Annotated in this window: 21 protein-coding genes; 5 read left to right on the forward strand and 16 right to left on the reverse strand. The window is 35.0% G+C overall.

What is annotated here, in order from left to right; all coding sequences use genetic code 11:
* Position 1: 1 nt before the first annotated feature.
* From mshL to B0X80_RS13355, 12 genes are all read right to left on the reverse strand, one after another.
* Complete coding sequence (gene mshL / locus B0X80_RS13300; RefSeq protein WP_077341017.1) at positions 2–1,729, reverse strand: pilus (MSHA type) biogenesis protein MshL; 1,728 nt, start codon at positions 1,727–1,729, stop codon at positions 2–4.
* Positions 1,730–1,749: 20 nt separating this feature from the next.
* Complete coding sequence (locus B0X80_RS13305) at positions 1,750–2,061, reverse strand: hypothetical protein (RefSeq protein WP_077341019.1); 312 nt, start codon at positions 2,059–2,061, stop codon at positions 1,750–1,752.
* Positions 2,054–2,779 carry a hypothetical protein gene (locus B0X80_RS13310; protein ID WP_077341021.1) on the reverse strand — a complete coding sequence of 242 codons (726 nt, stop codon included), beginning with the start codon at positions 2,777–2,779 and terminating at the stop codon, positions 2,054–2,056. Before B0X80_RS13310 ends, B0X80_RS13305 begins: the two co-directional genes overlap by 8 nt.
* The gene (locus B0X80_RS13315) at positions 2,772–3,395 is read right to left on the reverse strand and encodes a PilN domain-containing protein (protein WP_077341023.1); all 624 of its coding nucleotides are present in this window, start codon (positions 3,393–3,395) and stop codon (positions 2,772–2,774) included. Before B0X80_RS13315 ends, B0X80_RS13310 begins: the two co-directional genes overlap by 8 nt.
* Entirely contained in the window at positions 3,392–4,291 is a 900-nt protein-coding gene (locus B0X80_RS13320) for a hypothetical protein (RefSeq protein WP_077341025.1), read from the reverse strand. The genes B0X80_RS13315 and B0X80_RS13320 overlap by 4 nt, the downstream gene beginning before the upstream one ends.
* Positions 4,292–4,612: 321 nt before the next feature.
* Positions 4,613–5,065: a 50S ribosomal protein L9 gene (gene rplI / locus B0X80_RS13325; protein WP_077341027.1), complete on the reverse strand. Its 453-nt coding sequence runs from the start codon at positions 5,063–5,065 to the stop codon at positions 4,613–4,615.
* Between the two features lie 20 nt (positions 5,066–5,085).
* Positions 5,086–5,313: a 30S ribosomal protein S18 gene (gene rpsR, locus B0X80_RS13330; RefSeq protein ID WP_076417170.1), complete on the reverse strand. Its 228-nt coding sequence runs from the start codon at positions 5,311–5,313 to the stop codon at positions 5,086–5,088.
* A 9-nt stretch (positions 5,314–5,322) separates the two neighbouring features.
* Entirely contained in the window at positions 5,323–5,613 is a 291-nt protein-coding gene (priB, locus tag B0X80_RS13335) for a primosomal replication protein N (RefSeq protein ID WP_077341029.1), read from the reverse strand.
* Positions 5,614–5,649: 36 nt separating this feature from the next.
* On the reverse strand, positions 5,650–6,069 hold the full coding sequence (gene rpsF, locus B0X80_RS13340) for a 30S ribosomal protein S6 (protein WP_076417172.1): 420 nt from the start codon (positions 6,067–6,069) through the stop codon (positions 5,650–5,652).
* A 336-nt stretch (positions 6,070–6,405) separates the two neighbouring features.
* On the reverse strand, positions 6,406–7,167 hold the full coding sequence (rlmB, locus tag B0X80_RS13345; RefSeq protein WP_077341031.1) for a 23S rRNA (guanosine(2251)-2'-O)-methyltransferase RlmB: 762 nt from the start codon (positions 7,165–7,167) through the stop codon (positions 6,406–6,408).
* 61 nt (positions 7,168–7,228) lie between these two features.
* Complete coding sequence (gene rnr / locus B0X80_RS13350; protein ID WP_077341033.1) at positions 7,229–9,646, reverse strand: ribonuclease R; 2,418 nt, start codon at positions 9,644–9,646, stop codon at positions 7,229–7,231.
* 103 nt (positions 9,647–9,749) lie between these two features.
* Positions 9,750–10,367, reverse strand: a complete 618-nt coding sequence (locus tag B0X80_RS13355; RefSeq protein WP_077341035.1) for a tetratricopeptide repeat protein — start codon at positions 10,365–10,367, stop codon at positions 9,750–9,752.
* A 220-nt stretch (positions 10,368–10,587) separates the two neighbouring features.
* On the opposite strand from B0X80_RS13355, the gene B0X80_RS13360 reads away from it, so the two are divergent.
* A complete protein-coding gene (locus B0X80_RS13360; RefSeq protein WP_077341037.1) occupies positions 10,588–11,604 on the forward strand; it encodes a sensor domain-containing diguanylate cyclase in 1,017 nt (338 codons plus the stop codon).
* A gap of 348 nt (positions 11,605–11,952) precedes the next feature.
* Here the strand turns inward: B0X80_RS13360 and B0X80_RS13365 are convergent, their stop codons facing one another.
* The 3 genes from B0X80_RS13365 to B0X80_RS13375 all read right to left on the reverse strand — a co-directional run bounded on the left by B0X80_RS13365 (position 11,953) and on the right by B0X80_RS13375 (position 14,702).
* Positions 11,953–13,350, reverse strand: coding sequence for a M20/M25/M40 family metallo-hydrolase (locus B0X80_RS13365; RefSeq protein ID WP_077341042.1), 1,398 nt, complete (start codon positions 13,348–13,350; stop codon positions 11,953–11,955).
* 200 nt (positions 13,351–13,550) lie between these two features.
* Positions 13,551–13,892 (reverse strand): iron-sulfur cluster insertion protein ErpA, encoded by a 342-nt coding sequence (gene erpA, locus B0X80_RS13370; RefSeq protein WP_076417178.1) that lies wholly within the window; start codon positions 13,890–13,892, stop codon positions 13,551–13,553.
* A 54-nt stretch (positions 13,893–13,946) separates the two neighbouring features.
* Positions 13,947–14,702 carry a DUF6776 family protein gene (locus B0X80_RS13375; RefSeq protein WP_077341044.1) on the reverse strand — a complete coding sequence of 252 codons (756 nt, stop codon included), beginning with the start codon at positions 14,700–14,702 and terminating at the stop codon, positions 13,947–13,949.
* Between the two features lie 195 nt (positions 14,703–14,897).
* Between B0X80_RS13375 and B0X80_RS13380 the strand changes: the two genes are divergently transcribed.
* The 4 genes from B0X80_RS13380 (at position 14,898) to hemL (ending at position 19,403) form a co-directional block, all read left to right on the forward strand.
* Positions 14,898–16,523 (forward strand): chloride channel protein, encoded by a 1,626-nt coding sequence (locus tag B0X80_RS13380; RefSeq protein ID WP_245825463.1) that lies wholly within the window; start codon positions 14,898–14,900, stop codon positions 16,521–16,523.
* Positions 16,523–16,954 carry a CopD family protein gene (locus B0X80_RS13385; RefSeq protein WP_077341048.1) on the forward strand — a complete coding sequence of 144 codons (432 nt, stop codon included), beginning with the start codon at positions 16,523–16,525 and terminating at the stop codon, positions 16,952–16,954. The genes B0X80_RS13380 and B0X80_RS13385 overlap by 1 nt, the downstream gene beginning before the upstream one ends.
* A 141-nt stretch (positions 16,955–17,095) precedes the next feature.
* Positions 17,096–18,103, forward strand: a complete 1,008-nt coding sequence (locus B0X80_RS13390) for an aspartate carbamoyltransferase (RefSeq protein ID WP_217697152.1) — start codon at positions 17,096–17,098, stop codon at positions 18,101–18,103.
* A gap of 16 nt (positions 18,104–18,119) precedes the next feature.
* The gene (gene hemL, locus B0X80_RS13395; RefSeq protein WP_077341049.1) at positions 18,120–19,403 is read left to right on the forward strand and encodes a glutamate-1-semialdehyde 2,1-aminomutase; all 1,284 of its coding nucleotides are present in this window, start codon (positions 18,120–18,122) and stop codon (positions 19,401–19,403) included.
* 69 nt (positions 19,404–19,472) lie between these two features.
* On the opposite strand, the gene B0X80_RS13400 is transcribed toward hemL, so the two are convergent.
* Positions 19,473–19,874, reverse strand: coding sequence for a hypothetical protein (locus tag B0X80_RS13400; protein ID WP_077341051.1), 402 nt, complete (start codon positions 19,872–19,874; stop codon positions 19,473–19,475).
* Positions 19,875–19,993: the final 119 nt, after the last annotated feature.

Consider the following 19,993-nt stretch of genomic DNA (forward strand, 5'->3'; position numbering starts at 1 on the left):
TTTACTGTTCGCTAGTTGTTTTTTCAACTTCTTCAGGAAACCATTGTTTTAATAATGCCCTAGCGTCTTGTAATTGTGTTTTCCAAGTGTTTTGATCGACAACAATCGGTTTAAGCATAATAATAAGTTCTTTCTTTTGAATGCTTTCCGTTTTACTTTTGAACAATTCTCCGAATAAAGGGATATCGCCTAATAAAGGTGTTTTTGACTCTTGATCCACTTTACGAGATTCAATTAAACCACCAATAACAACAATTTCTCCTGATTTAGCCCGAATAATAGTATCAGATTCACGAACACTACTTTGTGCAAGTGGCAATGAAAAATTATCATCGCCTAAGCGTATTGTTTTCGTTTGTTCATCCGTAATAGTTACTGACGGATGAACATGTAAAATGACTTCCCCATTTTTATCTATTTGCGCGGTCACATCTAATGCAATACCAGAGAAAAAAGGTGTTAATTGAATTTCTGGGGTTGTGGTTGTTGCTGTACCCGTAGTAGTTGTACTTGAAATTTCAGTAACAAAATATTCATCTTCACCTACTTTTATTACAGCTTTTTGATTATTGGTTGCCGTAATTCTAGGGCTTGATAATACCTGTACATTCCCTTGAGTAGAAAGTAAATCTATAACTCCTGAAAAATCAGCATTTTTAAAACTAAGACCGGTTAAGCCCCCCACAGATGCAGAAATAACATTACCAACAATATTTCCTGTTGTTTGAAAACTAAGATCTGTTGAGCCTACATGCCCTAAAACATTTTCCCACTTAACTCCTTGCTGATAGTCGTCATTGAGAGTAACTTCCATTATTTTGGCTTCAATAATCACTTGTCTACGTAAATGCTCTTGTGAATCAGTTAAGAATTTTTTTACTGACGCTATTTCATTTGGCAAAGCGCGAACGGTTACTAAGCCCGCCTGAGGGGAAACAATAACAGAACGGCCTTCGCCACCTTCAGCTTTAGCGCCAATTAAAGAAGACAAGTTTTCTTTTAATTCTTCCCAATAATTAGATTCATTACTCGTATAAATATTAGTTCCGCTACTACCATTACTGCTTTGGCTATTTTGTCCGTTGTTATTATCATTGTTTTGATTGTTTGAATTACCAGAGTTTCGATTAGAGTTTCCACTTGAACGACTTCCTGAAGATCCGCCTGAATTAGGATCGTTTTCAGATACACCACCAGAATTAACGCGTGTACTAGACGAACCACTGCGTTTTACGAATAGATAATCTAAAGGAATAGTTTCTGTACGCATACCTGCGGCATACACTTGAATCACGCTTCCCTGGCGACGAATATCGAAACCGTATAATTCTTCTACAACATCTAGCGTTTCTTGAATCGTTACTTCTTTTAAATTTAATGTAATAGAGCCGCTTACATCAGGATGTACAGCGATACTATAAGGTGAATCTTCAACTAAAGCGGCGAAAAAATCTTGTGCCTTTACTTCACTCGCTGCAATCTCTAATCGTTTTTCAGCTAGCAAACCATTTTTTGCAGTTTGCATACTTTGCTGCATTAATTCTTGTTTAACAGAGTTTGGAAGTTGAGTTAAAGGTTTAGGTGTTTTGCGTTTTGTAGACTCTTCAATAGCTTTATCTAACTCGTTATTAACAACTGTTGGCTGATCTGGCACCGTTTGACAACCAACCGAAGCGATAGATAAAAAAGAAATTAAACAGCTATTTAGGCTCAATTTTGAAAGTTTCATATGATTATTTCTTTTCATGGTTATTTAGTTACAACATTAGAAAACATAGACAGCTTTAAACGTTCGTCATCAGATCGTAAAATAACATTTGAGGAGTTTACTGTGATTAACTCATGCTCTCCAATATAATCACCTACCTTCATTAGCTTCCCACTTATAATTGCTGATTTATTTTTACTACGGTAAAAAATAGTTTCAAGTACTAATCCTTTTTCAATATTTTCAACGCCTGCATTATTCGATATTGACAATGGCTTAGTTGGATCAACCCCCTGTGCAAAAGTATCAAAAGAAAATACGGATAAAATAATGATTAATATAAATTTATACACCAATAAATTCCTCATTAGTACTTAAACTATACATCTCAATTTCTAATTCACCCAATGGATACTTTTTAATTGTATAGCGAAAGTCTTTCCAAAAAAACTTCCAAGGCATAGCTTCTAATTGTGATAAATAGTCGCGTAATTGAAAATATTTACCCGTTAATTTTAATCGAATGCCATGTTGGTATAAGTTAATATTTTCTTGTGGCATATTGACATCAGCAAAAGCTTTTTTTAACTTTTCTTTCTTATTTTCTTCACTTTCATTGTCTTCACCAGCTAAGTCACCTTCTTTCCCCATTAAAGGTCTAGCGCCTAATAATTCGAATGAAATAAGTGATACACCTTTTTGTACTTTCAACATATCAATTAATGCAAATCTCATTTGAATAGGGTCGATTAACTCAGAGGTTAATAGTAGCAATTTGTCGTCTATTTGCTTTAATTGCTTTTCATAAGCAGATATTTGGTCATTAAACTTTACATTAGGATCTTTAGCTAATGCTTCTTCATAAATTGAAATAGACGTTCTAACCGACTGATTGTCTGATGCTAAACTAACAGACTGCTCTTGAAGGTTTTTCGTTTTTGCTAAACTGGGATCAAGAAATAAAGTAAAAGAAATAAAAATAATAGCAACTAAGCCAGTAATTAAAATTAAGTATTGCTCTCTAACACTGATGTTTTGAAATTTATCTGAATACTCTTGCCACTTACTCATAAGAAAAGCCCTCAAGATCAGCTTTAGAACTTACCGCAAATTGAATTTGTTGTTTTTCATTTTCTTGCATAACAAAATTAATAAACTTTTTACCTGACAAAAATGTAGCATTTTCAAAACCTGCCAACCAAGCAGGTACTGCTTGTGGATTTTTAGTTACTCCAGCAAAAGTCATATCATCATTGTTAATTTGAACAATGGATAGACTAATACCTTTATGATGGTTTTCAGATAGTTCAGTCATTGATTGTGCAAAGCCTGCTACTTGAGTTTTTGTCGTATCAGTTAATTCAGCATGTAACTGTGTTTTATTGTTTAAAATTAACGCAAGTAAATCTATTTTTAATTTCAGTTTGTTATCTGGTTTATGAGCTTCAAGTTCATTTTCTAATTGAACAAGTTTTTCATTTAATGCTATTGTCTCATTTGTTAGTTGCTGATGACGACTACTCGTTTTTTGTAATTGATTTTGACTTAAAAAAATCAATAGCAACATAAAAACTAAAGTGGCCGACCAAACAATAAACAATCTTTTTAAAGACCATAAAGGCTTTACAGGAATTAATTCAGGCTGTAATAAGTTTACACTATGCTTACCTGTTATTATCTCGGTCATATTGCTACCGCCGTATTTGGTAACATAGAAGCTCCAACCGCACCCGGAAAATCTCGGTATTGTTCAAACCCTTCAGGCATTGATAGGAGATTTACTGGTACATTGGTATTTTCTGAAATTTTTCGAACCAAAAATGCTTCAGATGCCATAGGGATAATCACTTGAACTTCTTTGATCGGTGCCTGCTTTAATTGTCGTTCAAAATAATCGGTTGAACGCTGTATCTCTAAACTCAACATATCTATTGAGCCCATTGTAAGTTCTTCTTCCGTTTTTTGTGATATTTGAGAAAGACCTCGAATACGACGTTGAAAAAAGATCCGGCCCTGTTTAATAATAAGAATAAGTAAATCTTCATTTGCATGCTGACAAACCAACAAAATAGCTAATTCACTTTCGGGAATTAATTGTGAAAACGCAAACTCTACTGTCGTTATAGAAGCTATATCTAATTGCTTATCACCCATATCTTCAACAATTGACTTCAACTCTGTTAAGTCAGCACATACAACATTAATTTTTTCTACATTCATGGATAATTGTGGAGCATCAAAATAATCAACAACCATATTATCGGGTTTAAATGGCACTAAATCTTTCACTTGCCATTTAAGTGCTGCGTTAATTTCTGTATCAGGTACCTTAGGTTTATCAACTTGTACTATTTGATATTGACTCGATGATAAAACTATATGACACAGCCCCTTACCATTAACCCTATCAGCTAATGTAGTAATAGAATGAGAAAGATTAGGTTCTGTAATTTTTTGACAATCTGGAGAGGTGTTTACGGGACGATAACAATAAGATAGTGAGTTCGATTGCAAACTAACACCAATAATGTCGTTCGATTTTTTTTTAGAAAACAGCTTATTAATTTTAGGTATAAGTGACATATGTCTATTTTATTGTTTATTTATAACGAATTACCTAATTTCCATTATCCTCTATTAGTGAATTGACGCAAGTTTTTAATAAAATTATTGTTAATAATTTAATAAACACTTTTTGCCATAAATATAAAAGAAATTAGGCGATAATTTACATAGAATTCAAAAGCTCATAACTAACTGTAACGTAAATTTATCAAACAACCATATTTTTTTACTATAAAAATGACTTATATCGCTAATATTTAACACCATAAAATAAAAAACACCGTATTATCTAAGATAATACGGTGTTTAAAAATTTAGAACTAAATGAATAGTTTTAAATTATGCTTCAGCGATAACAACAACTTTGATGTTAGTATCAACATCATTGTGTAAGTGAATTACGATATCGAATTCACCTGTTTCACGGATAGCACCTAATGGTAAACGTACTTCAGCTTTAGTTACTTCAACACCAGCTTCAGTAATTGCATTAGCGATATCACGAGTACCAATTGAACCGAATAATTTACCTTCATCACCCGCTTTTGATGCGATAGTAATTTCAGCTAATTCAGCTAATTTAGCGCCACGAGCTTCAGCTGCTGCTAAAGTTTTTGCTAATTGAGCTTCTAATTCAGCACGACGAGCTTCAAAATGCTCAACGTTAGCCGCAGATGCAAATACAGCCTTACCTTTTGGTAATAAGTAGTTACGTGCATAGCCAGACTTAACTGACACCTTGTCACCAAGGCCGCCTAATTTGGCGATTTTATCAAGAAGGATTACTTCCATTTTCAAAACCCCTTATTAGGTTACTTATGTAAATCTGTATATGGTAACAATGCTAAATAACGAGCACGCTTGATCGCACGACCAAGTTGACGTTGATATTTAGCAGCTGTACCAGTAATACGGCTAGGAACAATTTTACCACTTTCAGTGATATAGTTTTTTAGTGTTGCAATATCTTTATAATCGATAGATACAGCACCTTCTGCAGTAAAACGGCAGAACTTACGACGTCTAAAAAAACGAGACATGGATTTCTCCTAATTAATCATTTCAATCTGTTGAGCATGTAACACAAGAAGCGGATTACCGTTTCGAGATTCGTGCCGGTTGATAAAACCAGTCACTTTTACATTACAGCCCTCAGTTAAATCACGAGTTAAGTTTTGTGACATATCACCTGTTGCAACTACTTGTATTCGAACAAACGCTTGTCTGTTCATACCTGCTTCGTTTTGAATAGAATGATGATCTATTGAAAACTGACAATGCTGAATACCTGCGGGGCTTGTTGATATTTTAGGTCGTTTAATAACTTTTCCTACCAACACAAGGCAATTCTCTGATAAAGAGACTGTCACTGTTACTTATTCTTCGCCTGTAACTTCTTCAGCAGCAGCCTTAGGTGCTTCTTCAGTAGTAGCTTTAGGCGCTTCTTCAGCAACATCTTTCTTAACTTCACGACGTTCTTCAGAAACAGCCATAACTGAAGCTTCAGTTACTGCACCTTTAGTACGCATGATCATGTTACGAATAATAACATCGTTGTAACGGAAAGAAGTTTCTAGTTCATCAATAACTGATTGAGGCGCTTCAATGTTAATTAAAACATAGTGTGCTTTATGCAATTTATTGATTGGGTATGCTAATTGGCGACGACCCCAGTCTTCAAGACGGTGGATTTTGCCTTCAGCAGCATTGATCAAGTCAGTATAACGCTGGATCATGCCAGGTACTTGTTCACTCTGATCAGGGTGAACCATAAATACGATTTCGTAATGACGCATTACGAGCTCCCTACGGTTGTAGCCTCTTATCTGGCTCAGCCAACACCAGTGTTGAGACAAGGAACAAAAAGTTCTAGCTGAATTAAGGTCGCGTAGTGTAGATAAAATCGACATTAAAGGCAAGCGTTGATTGAGGGCCGTGCCGGATGTATTTTTTTAGTGGTTAGAGTTATAAACCTAAATCAGTGATGGAGCGCATTTCACCATTGATTTTTAAAACTTGAAAACTCATATTTTACATATAAAATTCAATAAGATAAAAACAATTCCCATATAAAAAAAGAGCTATAACAGCTCTTTTTTTATATAGAAATTAAATCATGTTTTTTAAATATATTAATTTATATTTGATCTTTGTCTAACGATTTCAAATAAACATATACCCGTCGCAACTGAAACGTTTAAGCTTGAAACACTTCCAGCCATGGGTAATTTAACTATTTGATCACAATTTTCACGCGTTAAGCGACGCATTCCTTTACTTTCAGCGCCCATAACAAGAGCCATAGCACCTTCAAATTTAACATCATATAAATTGATATCAGTTTCGCCAGCAGTTCCAACTATCCACACCCCTAAATCTTGCAGTTGCTTCATGGTTCTTGATAAATTAGTTACTTGCACTAAAGGTACAGTGTCAGCAGCGCCAACAGCAACCTTTCTCACTGTTGCAGTAATACGTGCGGCATTATCTTTAGGAACAATAATAGCGTGTACACCAGCGGCGTCAGCATTACGTAAACAAGCACCTAGATTATGTGGATCTGTTACGCCGTCAAGTATTAAGAAAAAAGGTAATTCTTCTTTTTTATTGGCCGCTGCAACTATGTCGTCTAGGTCAGATTCTGTGTATACCTTGCCTGCTTTTACTCGGGCTAATACACCTTGGTGTTGCTCACCTTCGCTTTTCTCATCAAGTACTTTACGGTTAACTAATTGCGTTGGAATACCGTATTTTCTTGCTAAATTAATAATAGGTTTTAAGCGTTCGTCTTCACGACCTTTTAAAAACCATAACTCTACGAATAACTCAGGAGCTCTTTTAAGCATAGAATTAATTGCGTGAATACCAAATACTACTTCGTCTTGCTTTGCCATGTTTATTACTTATCTAATTTATATTTCAAATTTGTATTAGCTATTTAATTAACAGTATTAATTATTTAGCCTTTGAGCGTGCGTTTTTACCAGGGCGTGGCTTCTTAACTCTTTTCTTTTTAGCTTTTGCTTTCGGTTTTTTTGTATCACTTGATACAGTAGCTGGAGTTCCTTTAGATTTTTTAGCGCCTTTTTTAACGCCTTTATCACTCGCACTATTTTTCTTCATACCTTTACGTGGAGAACGTGAACGTCGTTGATCTTTTTCATCAACCACTACGCCATCAATCATTAGGTCTATTTTTTTCTCGTCTAAGTTAACCGCTGCAACCTTAACTTCGATAGCATCGCCAACTTTATATTTTGTTCCAGTATTTTCACCTGTTAGGCACAATCTGACTTCATCAAATCGATAATAATCACGGCCTAATGAGTTAATATGAATTAAACCTTCAATGCCTAAGTTCGCAAGCCTGACAAATAAGCCAAAGTTAGTAACGGTTGAAATAACACCATTAAAACTGTCGCCAATGTGGTCTTGCATAAACTCACATTTAAGCCAATCAGATACATCCCTTGTCGCATCATCAGCTCTGCGCTCTGTCATAGAGCAATGTTCGCCAAGTTCAATCACTTGCTCCGAGGTATAAGTATATTCACCGTCATTTGCGCCAGTTAATTTATTCTCTGCTTGCTTCTCTAGAATAGCTTTGATAACACGATGCACGACAAGGTCAGGATAACGACGAATTGGTGAAGTAAAATGGCTATATGACTCAAGAGCTAAACCAAAATGACCTAAATTATCACTTTGATAAACCGCTTGTTTCATCGATCTTAGCAGCATGGTTTGAATCAGCTCTTGATCAGGCCTGTCAGCAATACGTTTTAATATTTGTCCGTAATCAGCAGGTGTAGGTTCTTCTTTTGCTGGAGTTTCAATACCTAATTCTCGAATATAGGTAACAAAATTATTATATTTATCGCCACTTGGTTTTTCATGTACTCTGAATAAACCGTGAGCTTTATGTTGTTCAATAAATTTAGCGGTAGAAACGTTCGCTAAAATCATACATTCTTCAATGATTTTATGTGCATCGTTACGTACGAGCGATTCGATAGAAGCAATTTTCTTATCATCATTAAAGATGAACTTAGATTCTTCTGTTTCAAACGCAATAGCACCACGTTTTAAGCGTGAATCATTTAATGCTTGATACATACTGTTTAGGTTTTCTAAATCAGGCACTAATGCAGCATATTCAACTTTAAGTGCTTCGTCGCCTTCAAGAATGGCTGCCACTTTTGTATAAGTAAAACGAGCATGAGAACGCATTACAGCTGAGTAGAATGTAGAATCAACTAGCTCACCTTGAGCATCAATCGACATTTCACAAACCATACACAAACGATCTACATTTGGGTTTAAAGAACATAAACCATTAGAAAGTTTTTCAGGCAGCATCGGAATAACTTGGCTTGGGAAGTAAACAGAGTTACCTCTTGATATCGCTTCGTCGTCTAACGCTGTTTTATCACGAACATAGTAGCTCACATCGGCTATAGCAACCCATAATGTCCAGCCCCCCTTTTCGTTAGGTTTACAATAAACAGCATCATCGAAATCTCGAGCATCTTCACCGTCTATAGTAACTAGTGGTAAATCTCTTAAGTCTTTTCTACAGGCTTTAGGGGCTTCTTCCACTTCGTCCGAAAGTACACTGACTTCTTCCATCACTTCGGCAGAAAACTCATGAGGTAAGTCGTGCTCTCGTAAAGCTATTTCAATTTCCATACCGGGAGCCATATGCTCGCCTAGTACTTCAACCACTTTACCTACAGCATTCGCTCTTTTAGATGGACGTTGTGTTACTTCCACAACAACCACTTGTCCGTGTCTTGCTCCCATACGCTCATTAGGATCAATTAAAATATCTATTTTAATTCGAGCATCATCTGGTTTCATATAAACAATATGTTTTTCAACGAACAATCGACCTACAACACCGCTTTTTCTTGGTTGTATAACATCAAGTATACGAACTTCTTTACGACCTTTCCGATCTGTTCTATCAACTAAAATAGCTTCGACAATATCGCCATGAATAACACGCTTCATTTCATGAGCTGAAATGTATAAGTCTTTACTTGGCTTTTCACCAGGAACTACGTCTGGAATAAAAAAGCCAAACCCATCTCGATGACCACTCACTCGACCGGTTAATACGCTGTTTTTAGGCGCAATAGCATATTGTTTAAACTTATTAAATATTATCTGACCACTGGTTTCCATTGCACGTAAACGTCGCTTCAAACCTACTTTGTTATTTTCATCGGTGTAGTTAAAAGTTTTGAGTAGTGCATTGAAAGTTGGCGGGATAGGAGCGTCTTGAATAACAGATAAAATAAGTTCTCGGCTTGCAACCGGTTGTTCGTATTTTTCTGCTTCACGTTTTGAAAAAGGGTCTTTTAAAGTCACAGTATAGATTCAATAATATTTTTGTTTATTATACGCAATTGCCCTAAATTAAGCGAATTAATGAACGTTAATTTCGCTTTAAAAATAAAACAACGCAATATAATTAATATTCGGTAACTTTTGCCGCATTAATAACGCGCTCAGGCATTTTATCGGCAAGTTTTAGTAATAATGTTGATATTTTTTTGTGTACTTTTTTATCATCGGTAACCGCATGGTGAAGTTGAGAATAAAGTGCTGGAAAATCAAGTGGGCTACCAAATCCTTGATCATATATTTGCGCTAATCTAATTTGAGCTTTTAAGTTTTTGAGGGTTGCAGCTTCTTTTAAGTAACGAATCGCTTTATCTACATCCACCTGAACAAACTTTCCTATATGGTAATAACGGCCAAGTTGTTCAAGTCCTTCTGATAAACCTTGATCAGCAGCTTCTTGCATGTAGTAAAGCCCTAATTCAACGTCTTTTTTCACACAAACACCATAAGCTAACATATCTCCCCATAAAAACTGGTAAGAAGGCATTTGTGATTTTATCGCCCTAGCTTCAATATCTTGTACAAGCTGACAATCATCTAAAACAACTTGCCCTAAATGTTTATTATCTTTAATTAGATCTAATAATTCATTATCTGTATATATTTGTACCACTTTTAATGCTTCAGCAGATGACTGAAAAGAAATAAATATAAAAAATAATATTGAGAAAAAAGATAGCTTCATAAAACAACCTATAACTATTGAAAAAAAATATGACACAGACTAAACATTATATTTATTATCGGCCATTAAAAAGAAACATTAAGCATACTAATAAAATTTTGTTTAACTATCACTTCTAACAAAGCAATTTTAATACCATAAAAGTACGATTGAATGCTTGCACAATAACAAGGTTCATATAACAATGTTGTTTTAAGGTATTTTGAAAAGAGTTAATTAAATGTCTGAACTAGAACAATTAATTGCAAATTCTAAAGCGAATGAAGCAATTTCTAAAAAATTATTTGAAATTGAAACCGAAGTTTTAACGTCAAATTCTAGTGATGAATTACTGCAACGTTTATTAAACTCTATTAAAACTAAATTTAATTTAACCAATATTCGCTTACTGTTAGTTGACCCTACTCCTATTTCATTCCTTATTAATGAAAATATAAAGTCTTATTGGTATCAACAAAACACCACCAGTGTTACCCATAAACAATTAAAAAAATATCACCTCAACAATAAACCCTATTTAACCGACAACATTCAAGAGTTATTGGTGAACTTTTCTCAAGAAACACTAGGCACCGGACAATCTTTTGCTCTAACACCTTTAATTCTCGAGAATAAGCTTTTTGGGAGTTTATTATTTACCGATATAGATAAAACACGCTTTACTCCCAATTTAGGTACCTTTCATTTAGAACAACTCGCAGTAAAAGTAAGTTTATGTTTATCAAATGTATTGGCCAGAGAACAGTTAGAATATATTGCCAATTACGATAGGTTAACAGGACTTGCTAATCGGAGATTAATGGAAGCATCGATTACTGAAGAGTTAATCCGTCAACGACGCTATGGCGTATCGTTTGCTGTCCTTTTCATTGATTGTAATAAATTTAAAAAAATTAATGACACCTATGGTCATGATTGTGGTGATCAAGTATTGGTTTATGTGGCACAAACACTAAAACAACTCATTAGAGAAAATGACCGATGTTTTCGTTATGCTGGTGATGAGTTTGTTGTGACCTTAGCAAGCCAAAACTACAAAGAAGCATTAATGGCAGCTAAAAGGCTGTGCCAATACTTTATCGACAATCCTATGCCATATGAAGATAAAAAACTACCTATTACAATAACTTGTGGTGCAGCAGTCAGTGATGGTGAATTAAATATGAATGAGCTATTAAAAAAAGCGGATCAACAACTTTATATGAATAAAAAAATGACAGAGTTTGAAACAGAATAGTTTACATCAACACTACAAACCTCTTACTCCAGTATAATTTAACCACCAAAAATTTAGGTTCAATTTAAAATAACTTATTAACCTCAACTCGGGTTAATGAATGTTAGATAATGAATTAAAATTATTATTTATCAAAACCTTAACCTGCATCGTTGTTTTCCTAAGTTATATTAGTCTCTCAACATTGATATTTTTGTGTATAACAAGGCGAATTTTTCTATCTAATAGCTAGCTATTAGTAATAAATTCAACGAAGTTAGGCATAAAAATAGCTTGTTGAGTAACTTTGCTTATCCCGAGCTGAGGTTTATTACTTTAAACTGAACCTAAAAAATACTCTCTTACGATTTATTGGCTAAAATCAACGCCTGACTGAGCAGTAAAATAAGCAAACATAGTGTATATGGCAGTGTTATGCTTTAACGCTTTAGCGTCTACTTTGTCTAATGTATCATTTTCTGTGTGATGATAATCAAAATACAAGCTACCATCTGGCGCAAAATTTACGCTAGGCATACCAGCTTGACTCATTAAGCTCATATCAGATTGTGCTTTTGCTGTATTTGTTTTATTTACACTAACACCTAAAGGCTTAAGATATTTTGCAAAGTCATATAATGCAGGTAATGATTTTTTACCAACACCTGTTTTCATTTCATAAATAGGTCCTACACCAAAGTCCCATTCAGCGCCAATAACATGACCAGCCATATCTCCATTGCGTTTTTCAACATATGTTTTTGCGCCCACTAAACCTATTTCTTCAGCAGCAAATAAAATCACGCGAATAGAACGCTTAGGTTTAACGGGAAGCTGAGCAATATGATGCACAGTTGCCATCATCATACCTACACCAATACCGTCATCAACTGCTCCTGTTCCAACATCCCAACTATCAAGGTGAGCACCAAGCGTTACGTATTCATCTGGAAATTCACTTCCCGTTAATTCACCAATAACGTTCGCTGTTTTAGCTACCACTTTAGGATCGCTATGAGAGGTTAGTTTTAAGTAGAATTCTACATCATCAGAACGTTTTAATTGATTAAGCAACATATCTGCGTCAGGATTTGAGATACTTGCTGCGGGTATTGCTTTACCACCTTCGTCATAACGTACAGACCCCGTATGAGCTAAACGATTGTTGTCTGTACCAATTGAGCGAATAATAATGGCTGAAGCGCCTTTTTTAGCGGCAACTGCTGCACCATTTTTACGTGCAGCAACTGCGGGTCCATACCCTTTACCATCAATATGTCTTTCCATACGGTATGAGATAAAAACAACTTTACCATTCAAGCTATTATCTGCAGCCGCCTCTAAATCTTTAAATGTATTAAAGTGAGCAATTTTACCTTTAACGCCCTTATCACCTGTACCTACGCTACCACCTAATGCTATTGCAACAACTTTATGCGGATAAGGAGCAATAACTTTAGCTTCTACTTCTCCCCTATGCCAATAGGTCGCAGTTACATCTTCAGTCCACACTTTATCAAAGCCAAGAGCTTTCATCTTATTAACTGCCCAAGTAATTGACTTTTTATCACCTTCTGAACCCACAAGGCGATGCCCAACCTCCGTTGTTAAAGATTCAATTAAGTTATACGACAACTCAGATGTTAATGCCGTTTCTTTTAACGCCATTATTTGCTTTTTTTCATTCGCATTAAGTACATCAGCACTCGCTGCAGTACTTATAAAAGCAATTGAAAACAGCCCTATTTTTAATAAGTTATTAAACATTGAAGATCCTAAGCATTAATTGTAGTTACTACAGTATTCATAATAACTAGACGACATGCAAACGTATTGAACGAACAAAAGGGGCAATTAAACGCAGAAATATTAATAAGCAAAGAATATAGAAGAAACGAAGTTAACTTTATTTTCAGTTTAGATAAAAGTTTACCTAAACTGAAAATAATACTGAAACAGTCGTGGTGTTAGATAGAAAAAGAAGATCCACAGCCACACGTTGTGGTTGCATTTGGGTTATTAACTAAGAATCGGCTACCTTCTAGGCCTTCAACGTAATCAACTTCACCATCAACTAAATATTGAATACTCATAGGATCAACAACCATAGTGACGCCTTTTTTCTCAATAGTCATATCGCCTTCATTTACTTTTTCGTCAAAAGTGAATCCATACTGAAAACCTGAACAGCCACCACCTGTTACATAAACACGTAATTTAAGCTCTGGGTTTTCTTCTTCAGAAATTAAAGCAAGTACTTTAGTTGCTGCAGCGTCTGAAAATTTAATTGGTAATTCTGGGCTAGACATAATTCTCTACTTGATACATTGAAACTGTGGGTGATTATCTTAAACTTGACTGTTTTAGTCAAGTATTATAGGGATCGATTTAGCGAAACGACCTAATTTAATATTCCATTTATAACTTTCTTCTAAGCGATGGTATTTCTGCCAACGGCCTTTAGGTAAAGTAATGATAATATTTATTTTTTCTGGTGAAAAATTTTCAGGTAATGAAAATACACCTTCAACCACTTGAAAAAACTTAAAACTAAAAGAAAGATCTTTTTGAGTGAGTTCTGATATATCGCTAAGATTTAACACGGTCGTTTTATTGTCCAAACTACCTGAAATTTTAATTTCAACAAAACCTTTGGCATATCTTTTTTGTAATAACTGGTGAACTAAAAATACTCTAAAATTATATCGATTGTCTGTTTCGGTTTTTGACACAATAAAATCATCAAGAACAACGCCATCAGCTTGCTTTTCAGGAGCCATAATTTTTTCATAAAAAGCCAATTCTTTTTTCAGCTGATAATGTTCATTTTCCACATCTTTCAGTAAAGCCAGTGACTTTTTAGCTGCCATTTTCTCCACTTCTAATTCAGCTTCTAAAGTATTTATTCTTTTTATTTGCTCTGCTTCTTGCTTATACAAAAGCTCTAATCTTTTTTTATGATAAGATAAGGCTTGTGATTGATGTCCATGAAAATAATTACCAATTCGATAACCAACAAAAACACACGTGATTATTAAGGTGATCAACAATAACGATGAACGAAAGACACCTAATTTATGCACAAAAGCATTAAGATTTATTTTTGCTAACCAATTCATTTAAAAAGTATTAGTATATTGAATATTATAAGGAACTATTTTTACATCATATGTTGTTAATGAATCTTTTACTAAGATTACTTTTTCAAAACATATTTATGTAAAAAACAACTACCGCTTTATGATCTATTAATAATGATATTATTTTCATTAAAAAAACGTTTATCGCTCCCAATAACCTCTTGGCAACTTTGCATGTTGGCAACTATAGGTGGCGCACTATCAGCCCTACTTATTGTTGGCTTTACGATCACAACAGACGCTTTACAGCAATTATATTTAAGCGAAAAGGACAACTATAACAGCTTAAGTAAAGTAAGTCGTTTCATAATACCTATAATTGGCGCGATTATTATATTATTAGTTTCTTGGGTCACTGGATATAAATACTTACGTACCGGAATCCCTTTTGTTTTACACCGTTTAAAAGTCGCTTACGGTGAGATCCCTCTGCGTAATACTATCAACCAATTTATTGGTAGTGCTGTCGCTTTAGCTTCCGGATTTTCAGTAGGACGTGAAGGTCCTGCTATACACCTTGGCGCTGCATTTAGTAGTTATTTGGGGACATTATTAAAGTTACCTCATAACAGTATTCGTACCTTATGTGCCTGTGGTATTGCAGCGGCTATTTCAGCCAGTTTTAATACTCCACTTGCGGCTGTTATTTTTGTTATGGAAGTTATTCTTCGCGAATATAAAGTCCATATTTTCATTCCTATAATGATGGCGTCTCTTGTTGGATCTATGATAACGAGTAGTACTTTAGGTCCGGCTCATGAATTAGAATATTTTAACAATATCGCCTTGGAGTTCGCACATTACCCTGTGCTCATTGTATTTGCTATTGCAATTGGTGTAGTTGCTTTTGTTTTTAATCGCTATTTAGTTTTAATTATTAAACACTCAGAGAAATTTCATATTGTTAAGCGCCTACTTTTAGCTGCACTAATAACAGGAGCTCTCAGTTATATTTTTCCTCAAGCGGTAGGAACCAACATGAATGCCATTAGTTTTTCTATTGGTGAAAACTCTTCTCTAATTCTCATTACGGGGTTATTAGTTGCTAAAATAGTGATGACAATATCAGCGTTAGGTTTAGGAATACCAGGAGGTGCTATTGGCCCTATTTTAGGAATAGGTGCCATAGCGGGAAGTTGTGCTGCTATATTAGTGCAATTATATTTTCCTGAAGTTCATTTAACTAATGACCTAGCTTTAATGGGAATGGCAGGCATGATGGCCGCAACATTAAATGCACCATTGGCTGCATTAATCACAGTTGTTGAACTATCAAATCAATTAGAAATTATTGTGCCTGCAATGGTAGTTATTGGAACAGCATGTGTAATATCTGGACAGTTTTTTGGTAATCGCTCTTTATTTGTAATGCAGCTTGAAGTTCAAAATTTGACTTACCGTAAACCCCCCTTAGAAAAATCATTACAGCGAATAGGTGTTTTAGGGTTAATGAATGAGCATTTCACCATTAGCCACAAACTTTCAGAACAAGAAAAAGTAGAACATTTAAAGCAAGCCAGCGAGAACAGTTTACTATTAGATAGAATTGATAATAACAACGCAGATAATAGCTTATATTATTGGCTTCAAAGAGATGATTCAGACCCTAACAGTCAAGTCATTACTAATCACTTATTACTACCATTACATGCGCAATCAACTCTAGTAGAAGCCTACTTACTGTTAGTAAAAAAACGTAAAGGTGGTGTTTATATTTATGACGATAATATAGACGACATTTTAGGGGTTATTACTTTTGAACAAATAAGACGCTTTTTAGTTGAAGGAAAAATACGTTAATGACAACTTTATTATGGTTAAAGGCTTTTCATGTTGCTTTTATGACGGCATGGTTTGCTGGTATCTTTTATTTACCTCGCCTCTTTGTAAATCATGCTGAAACACAATCAAAAGAAGTTGCAGAGCACTTAAAAGGAATGGAAAAAAGATTACTCTATTTTATTACTCCTTTTTCTTTGCTCACTATAGGTTTGGGCATTGCGTTAATTAATTATTATGGAATAGATTGGTTTATTGCTTCCAAATGGTTACACGTAAAACTTACGCTAGTGATTTTAGTTGTTATTTATCATGCGTATTGTTTTAAATTGGTTAAAGACTTTCAACATGATAAAAACACAAAGTCAGGTCGTTTTTATCGCTTGTTTAATGAGTTACCCGTTTTTGCCTTATTTGGTATTATTATATTGGTGTACGTTAAACCTTTTTAACTTATAAAAGAGATAAAACAGCGTAACTATTAGCGCAATTTTCATTATATTCAATGGGCTTTTATGCTATATTCCTGCGCGCTCTCAATGAATGTACGCTTATACATTCCTTACAAAACCAACTACATTGGGTATATCAACATGATGAAATTTGAAGGAAGTCATATACTTTCTGTATCACAATTTGATCGCGATGCCATCTCTCGCATTTTAGAAATATCTTCTCTTATGGCTCCTTATGCCATGAGAAAAAAGCGTTGTACCGTGCTCGACGGGGCTATTTTAAATAACTTATTTTTTGAACCAAGTACACGTACCCGTGTAAGTTTTGGTGCAGCATTTAATTTATTGGGTGGTTTTGTTAGAGAAACTGTTGGTGAAGAAAATTCATCATTAAGTAAAGGCGAATCATTATTTGACACCGCGAGAGTTATTAGTGGCTACTCAGATGTTATTGCCATGCGTCATCCTAAAATGCATTCGGTTGAAGAATTTTCAAAAGGAAGTAGTGTTCCTGTAATAAATGGTGGTGACGGAGCGAATGAACACCCGACTCAAGCCTTGCTCGATTTATTCACAATTAAATCTGAAATGGCTCCATTTAACAAAAACTTAGATAATTTAAACATTACTCTAATGGGTGATTTAAAGCATGGTAGAACCGTACATTCTTTATCTAAATTATTGAGCTTATACAAAAATGTAAAAGTTACTATGATATCGCCAGATGCCTTACAAATGCCAGATGGTGTAATTTCTACATTAACAAACGCTGGCCATGAGGTTATTCAAACAGATAAAATAGAAGGCAATCTCGCCTGCGATGTTATTTATCAAACACGTATTCAACAAGAACGTTTTGCCAGTAAAGATGAAGCTGATTTGTACCGTGGTCACTTTAGTTTAAATAAAGAAACTTATCTTCAGTATTGCAAAGAAAATACGGTAATTATGCACCCTCTACCAAGAGACTCTCGTCCAGACGCAAACGAACTTGATAACGACCTCAATGATCTAGACAACCTAGCTATTTTCAGACAAGCCCAAAACGGTGTACTCGTACGTATGGCACTATTTGCATTAACGCTTGGTGTTGAAAATAATCTGACTAAATTTGAAAAGCCAGTGACATGGCATACAGCGAAATAAATATTGGAACGACAAAATGAATAAATCTGAACAACTATTTGAAAATGCGCAACATACTATTCCTGGCGGCGTTAATTCTCCAGTAAGAGCATTTAATGGCGTAGGTGGTACCCCTTGCTTTATTAAACGTGCTGAAGGCGCTTATATATATGATGCCGACGATAAAGCCTATATAGATTACGTTGGCTCGTGGGGACCTATGATTTTAGGTCATAACCACCCAGCTATTTTAGAAGCCGTTATTTCAACAGCTAAAAACGGTTTAAGTTTTGGAGCTCCAACCGAACTTGAAATTACCATGGCTGAAAAAGTTAAAGAACTTGTACCATCAATGGAAAAACTTCGTATGGTAAGTTCGGGGACAGAAGCGACCATGAGCGCTATACGTTTAGCTCGTGGTTATACTGGCCGAGATAAAATATTAAAGTTTGAAGGCTGCTATCACGGCCATGCGGACTCGTTACTGGTTAAAGCCGGTTCAGGTGCATTGACCATGGGGGTACCTAACTCACCTGGTATACCTGCTGATTTTGCTAAACATACGCTTACGGTTAGCTTTAACAATATTGAAGAAGTTAAAGCAATTTTTTCAGAATATAAAGACGAAATCGCTTGTATTATTGTAGAACCCGTAGCAGGAAATATGAACTGTATTCCTCCTGTGGAAGGGTTTCTAGAAGGCTTAAGAGAAGTTTGCGATCAATACAACAGTGTCTTAATTTTTGATGAAGTCATGACAGGTTTTAGAGTCGCACTTGGTGGTGCTCAAGCTCATTATAATATTGTTCCTGATCTTACAACTTTAGGTAAAGTTATTGGTGGCGGCATGCCTGTTGGCGCCTTTGGTGGTAAAACAGAAATAATGGATTATATCGCTCCTGTAGGCCCTGTTTATCAAGCAGGCACCCTATCAGGTAACCCAATAGCTATGGCAGCAGGTTTAGCGTCGTTAACTGAATTGTCTCAAGGCAATAAACACCAACAGTTATCTGAAGGCACTAAAAAATTAGCCCTTGGATTAAAAGCGATGGCTGAAAAAAATAATATTGCACTAAGCGTAAACTACGTAGGCGGCATGTTTGGATTTTTCTTCACTGATTCTAAAGAAACCATTACAACCTATGCTCAAGCAACTGCATGTGATAGCGAAAGATTCCAAAAATTCTTCCATTTAATGCTAAAAGAAGGTGTTTACTTAGCGCCATCAGCCTTTGAGACAGGCTTTTTATCAACGGCTCATACTGATGATATTATTGATAAAACATTAGCCGCAGCTGATAAGTGTTTTGCCCAGTTGTAATGAATTTTATGGCATAGATCAAAAAAGGTAGATATTAAAAACATATCTACCTTTATTTACATTACAAAACTAATTTGACTTAACTTTTAAGCTTTCCATTTCATGCGTAAGCCAACTATGTGCCTCTTGCCAACCCATTTCTAAACCAGAAAAAACTTTTACATTCCACTTATCGACTTTTCGTAGCTCAATCAAGTTTTCAATTTCTACTTTATTATTTTGATTGTAATAAACAAAAGCAATGGCTTTTAAATGTTCATGAGAAGCCATCGTTAACTTGGCTTCAAATGTCACTTCAAATTCATGAATATTATTAATTAATAAGGCGAAGCAATCAGTCATTGATTTTTTCAGTATCCTATGACTTTCTTCGACCATCTCTAAGGTTAATTCAATGCCATCATCAACAACCACTTCAATAATATTATTTGGTAATACGGTAAGATATGCAAAATCTAAGCGGTGTTTCATATTTACCTCTACGTGACTTTTGTTTACGTCAACTTATAATTTGTATGTAATATGCAATAAACTTAGCTTCCTGTGCTTTAAAGTTCAGCTAACGTGTACGTTAATTAAACCCTATAAAA

Origin of the sequence: Pseudocolwellia agarivorans, from assembly GCF_002000085.1 — a bacterium.
GTDB classification, from domain to species: domain Bacteria; phylum Pseudomonadota; class Gammaproteobacteria; order Enterobacterales; family Alteromonadaceae; genus Pseudocolwellia; species Pseudocolwellia agarivorans.

What these genes read in the sequence shown, in the direction of transcription:
- erpA (WP_076417178.1), bottom strand. Translation starts at nt 13,892, where the DNA reads ATGTCTAGCCCAGAATTACCAATTAAATTTTCAGACGCTGCAGCAACT.
- rlmB (WP_077341031.1), bottom strand. Translation starts at nt 7,167, where the DNA reads ATGGCAAAGCAAGACGAAGTAGTATTTGGTATTCACGCAATTAATTCT.
- rplI (WP_077341027.1), bottom strand. Translation starts at nt 5,065, where the DNA reads ATGGAAGTAATCCTTCTTGATAAAATCGCCAAATTAGGCGGCCTTGGT.
- B0X80_RS13355 (WP_077341035.1), bottom strand. Translation starts at nt 10,367, where the DNA reads ATGAAGCTATCTTTTTTCTCAATATTATTTTTTATATTTATTTCTTTT.
- rpsR (WP_076417170.1), bottom strand. Translation starts at nt 5,313, where the DNA reads ATGTCTCGTTTTTTTAGACGTCGTAAGTTCTGCCGTTTTACTGCAGAA.
- hemL (WP_077341049.1), top strand. Translation starts at nt 18,120, where the DNA reads ATGAATAAATCTGAACAACTATTTGAAAATGCGCAACATACTATTCCT.
- B0X80_RS13320 (WP_077341025.1), bottom strand. Translation starts at nt 4,291, where the DNA reads ATGTCACTTATACCTAAAATTAATAAGCTGTTTTCTAAAAAAAAATCG.
- B0X80_RS13360 (WP_077341037.1), top strand. Translation starts at nt 10,588, where the DNA reads ATGTCTGAACTAGAACAATTAATTGCAAATTCTAAAGCGAATGAAGCA.
- B0X80_RS13310 (WP_077341021.1), bottom strand. Translation starts at nt 2,779, where the DNA reads ATGAGTAAGTGGCAAGAGTATTCAGATAAATTTCAAAACATCAGTGTT.
- B0X80_RS13365 (WP_077341042.1), bottom strand. Translation starts at nt 13,350, where the DNA reads ATGTTTAATAACTTATTAAAAATAGGGCTGTTTTCAATTGCTTTTATA.
- B0X80_RS13380 (WP_245825463.1), top strand. Translation starts at nt 14,898, where the DNA reads ATGTTGGCAACTATAGGTGGCGCACTATCAGCCCTACTTATTGTTGGC.
- B0X80_RS13390 (WP_217697152.1), top strand. Translation starts at nt 17,096, where the DNA reads ATGATGAAATTTGAAGGAAGTCATATACTTTCTGTATCACAATTTGAT.
- B0X80_RS13375 (WP_077341044.1), bottom strand. Translation starts at nt 14,702, where the DNA reads ATGAATTGGTTAGCAAAAATAAATCTTAATGCTTTTGTGCATAAATTA.
- B0X80_RS13400 (WP_077341051.1), bottom strand. Translation starts at nt 19,874, where the DNA reads ATGAAACACCGCTTAGATTTTGCATATCTTACCGTATTACCAAATAAT.
- B0X80_RS13315 (WP_077341023.1), bottom strand. Translation starts at nt 3,395, where the DNA reads ATGACCGAGATAATAACAGGTAAGCATAGTGTAAACTTATTACAGCCT.
- B0X80_RS13385 (WP_077341048.1), top strand. Translation starts at nt 16,523, where the DNA reads ATGACAACTTTATTATGGTTAAAGGCTTTTCATGTTGCTTTTATGACG.
- mshL (WP_077341017.1), bottom strand. Translation starts at nt 1,729, where the DNA reads ATGAAACTTTCAAAATTGAGCCTAAATAGCTGTTTAATTTCTTTTTTA.
- rpsF (WP_076417172.1), bottom strand. Translation starts at nt 6,069, where the DNA reads ATGCGTCATTACGAAATCGTATTTATGGTTCACCCTGATCAGAGTGAA.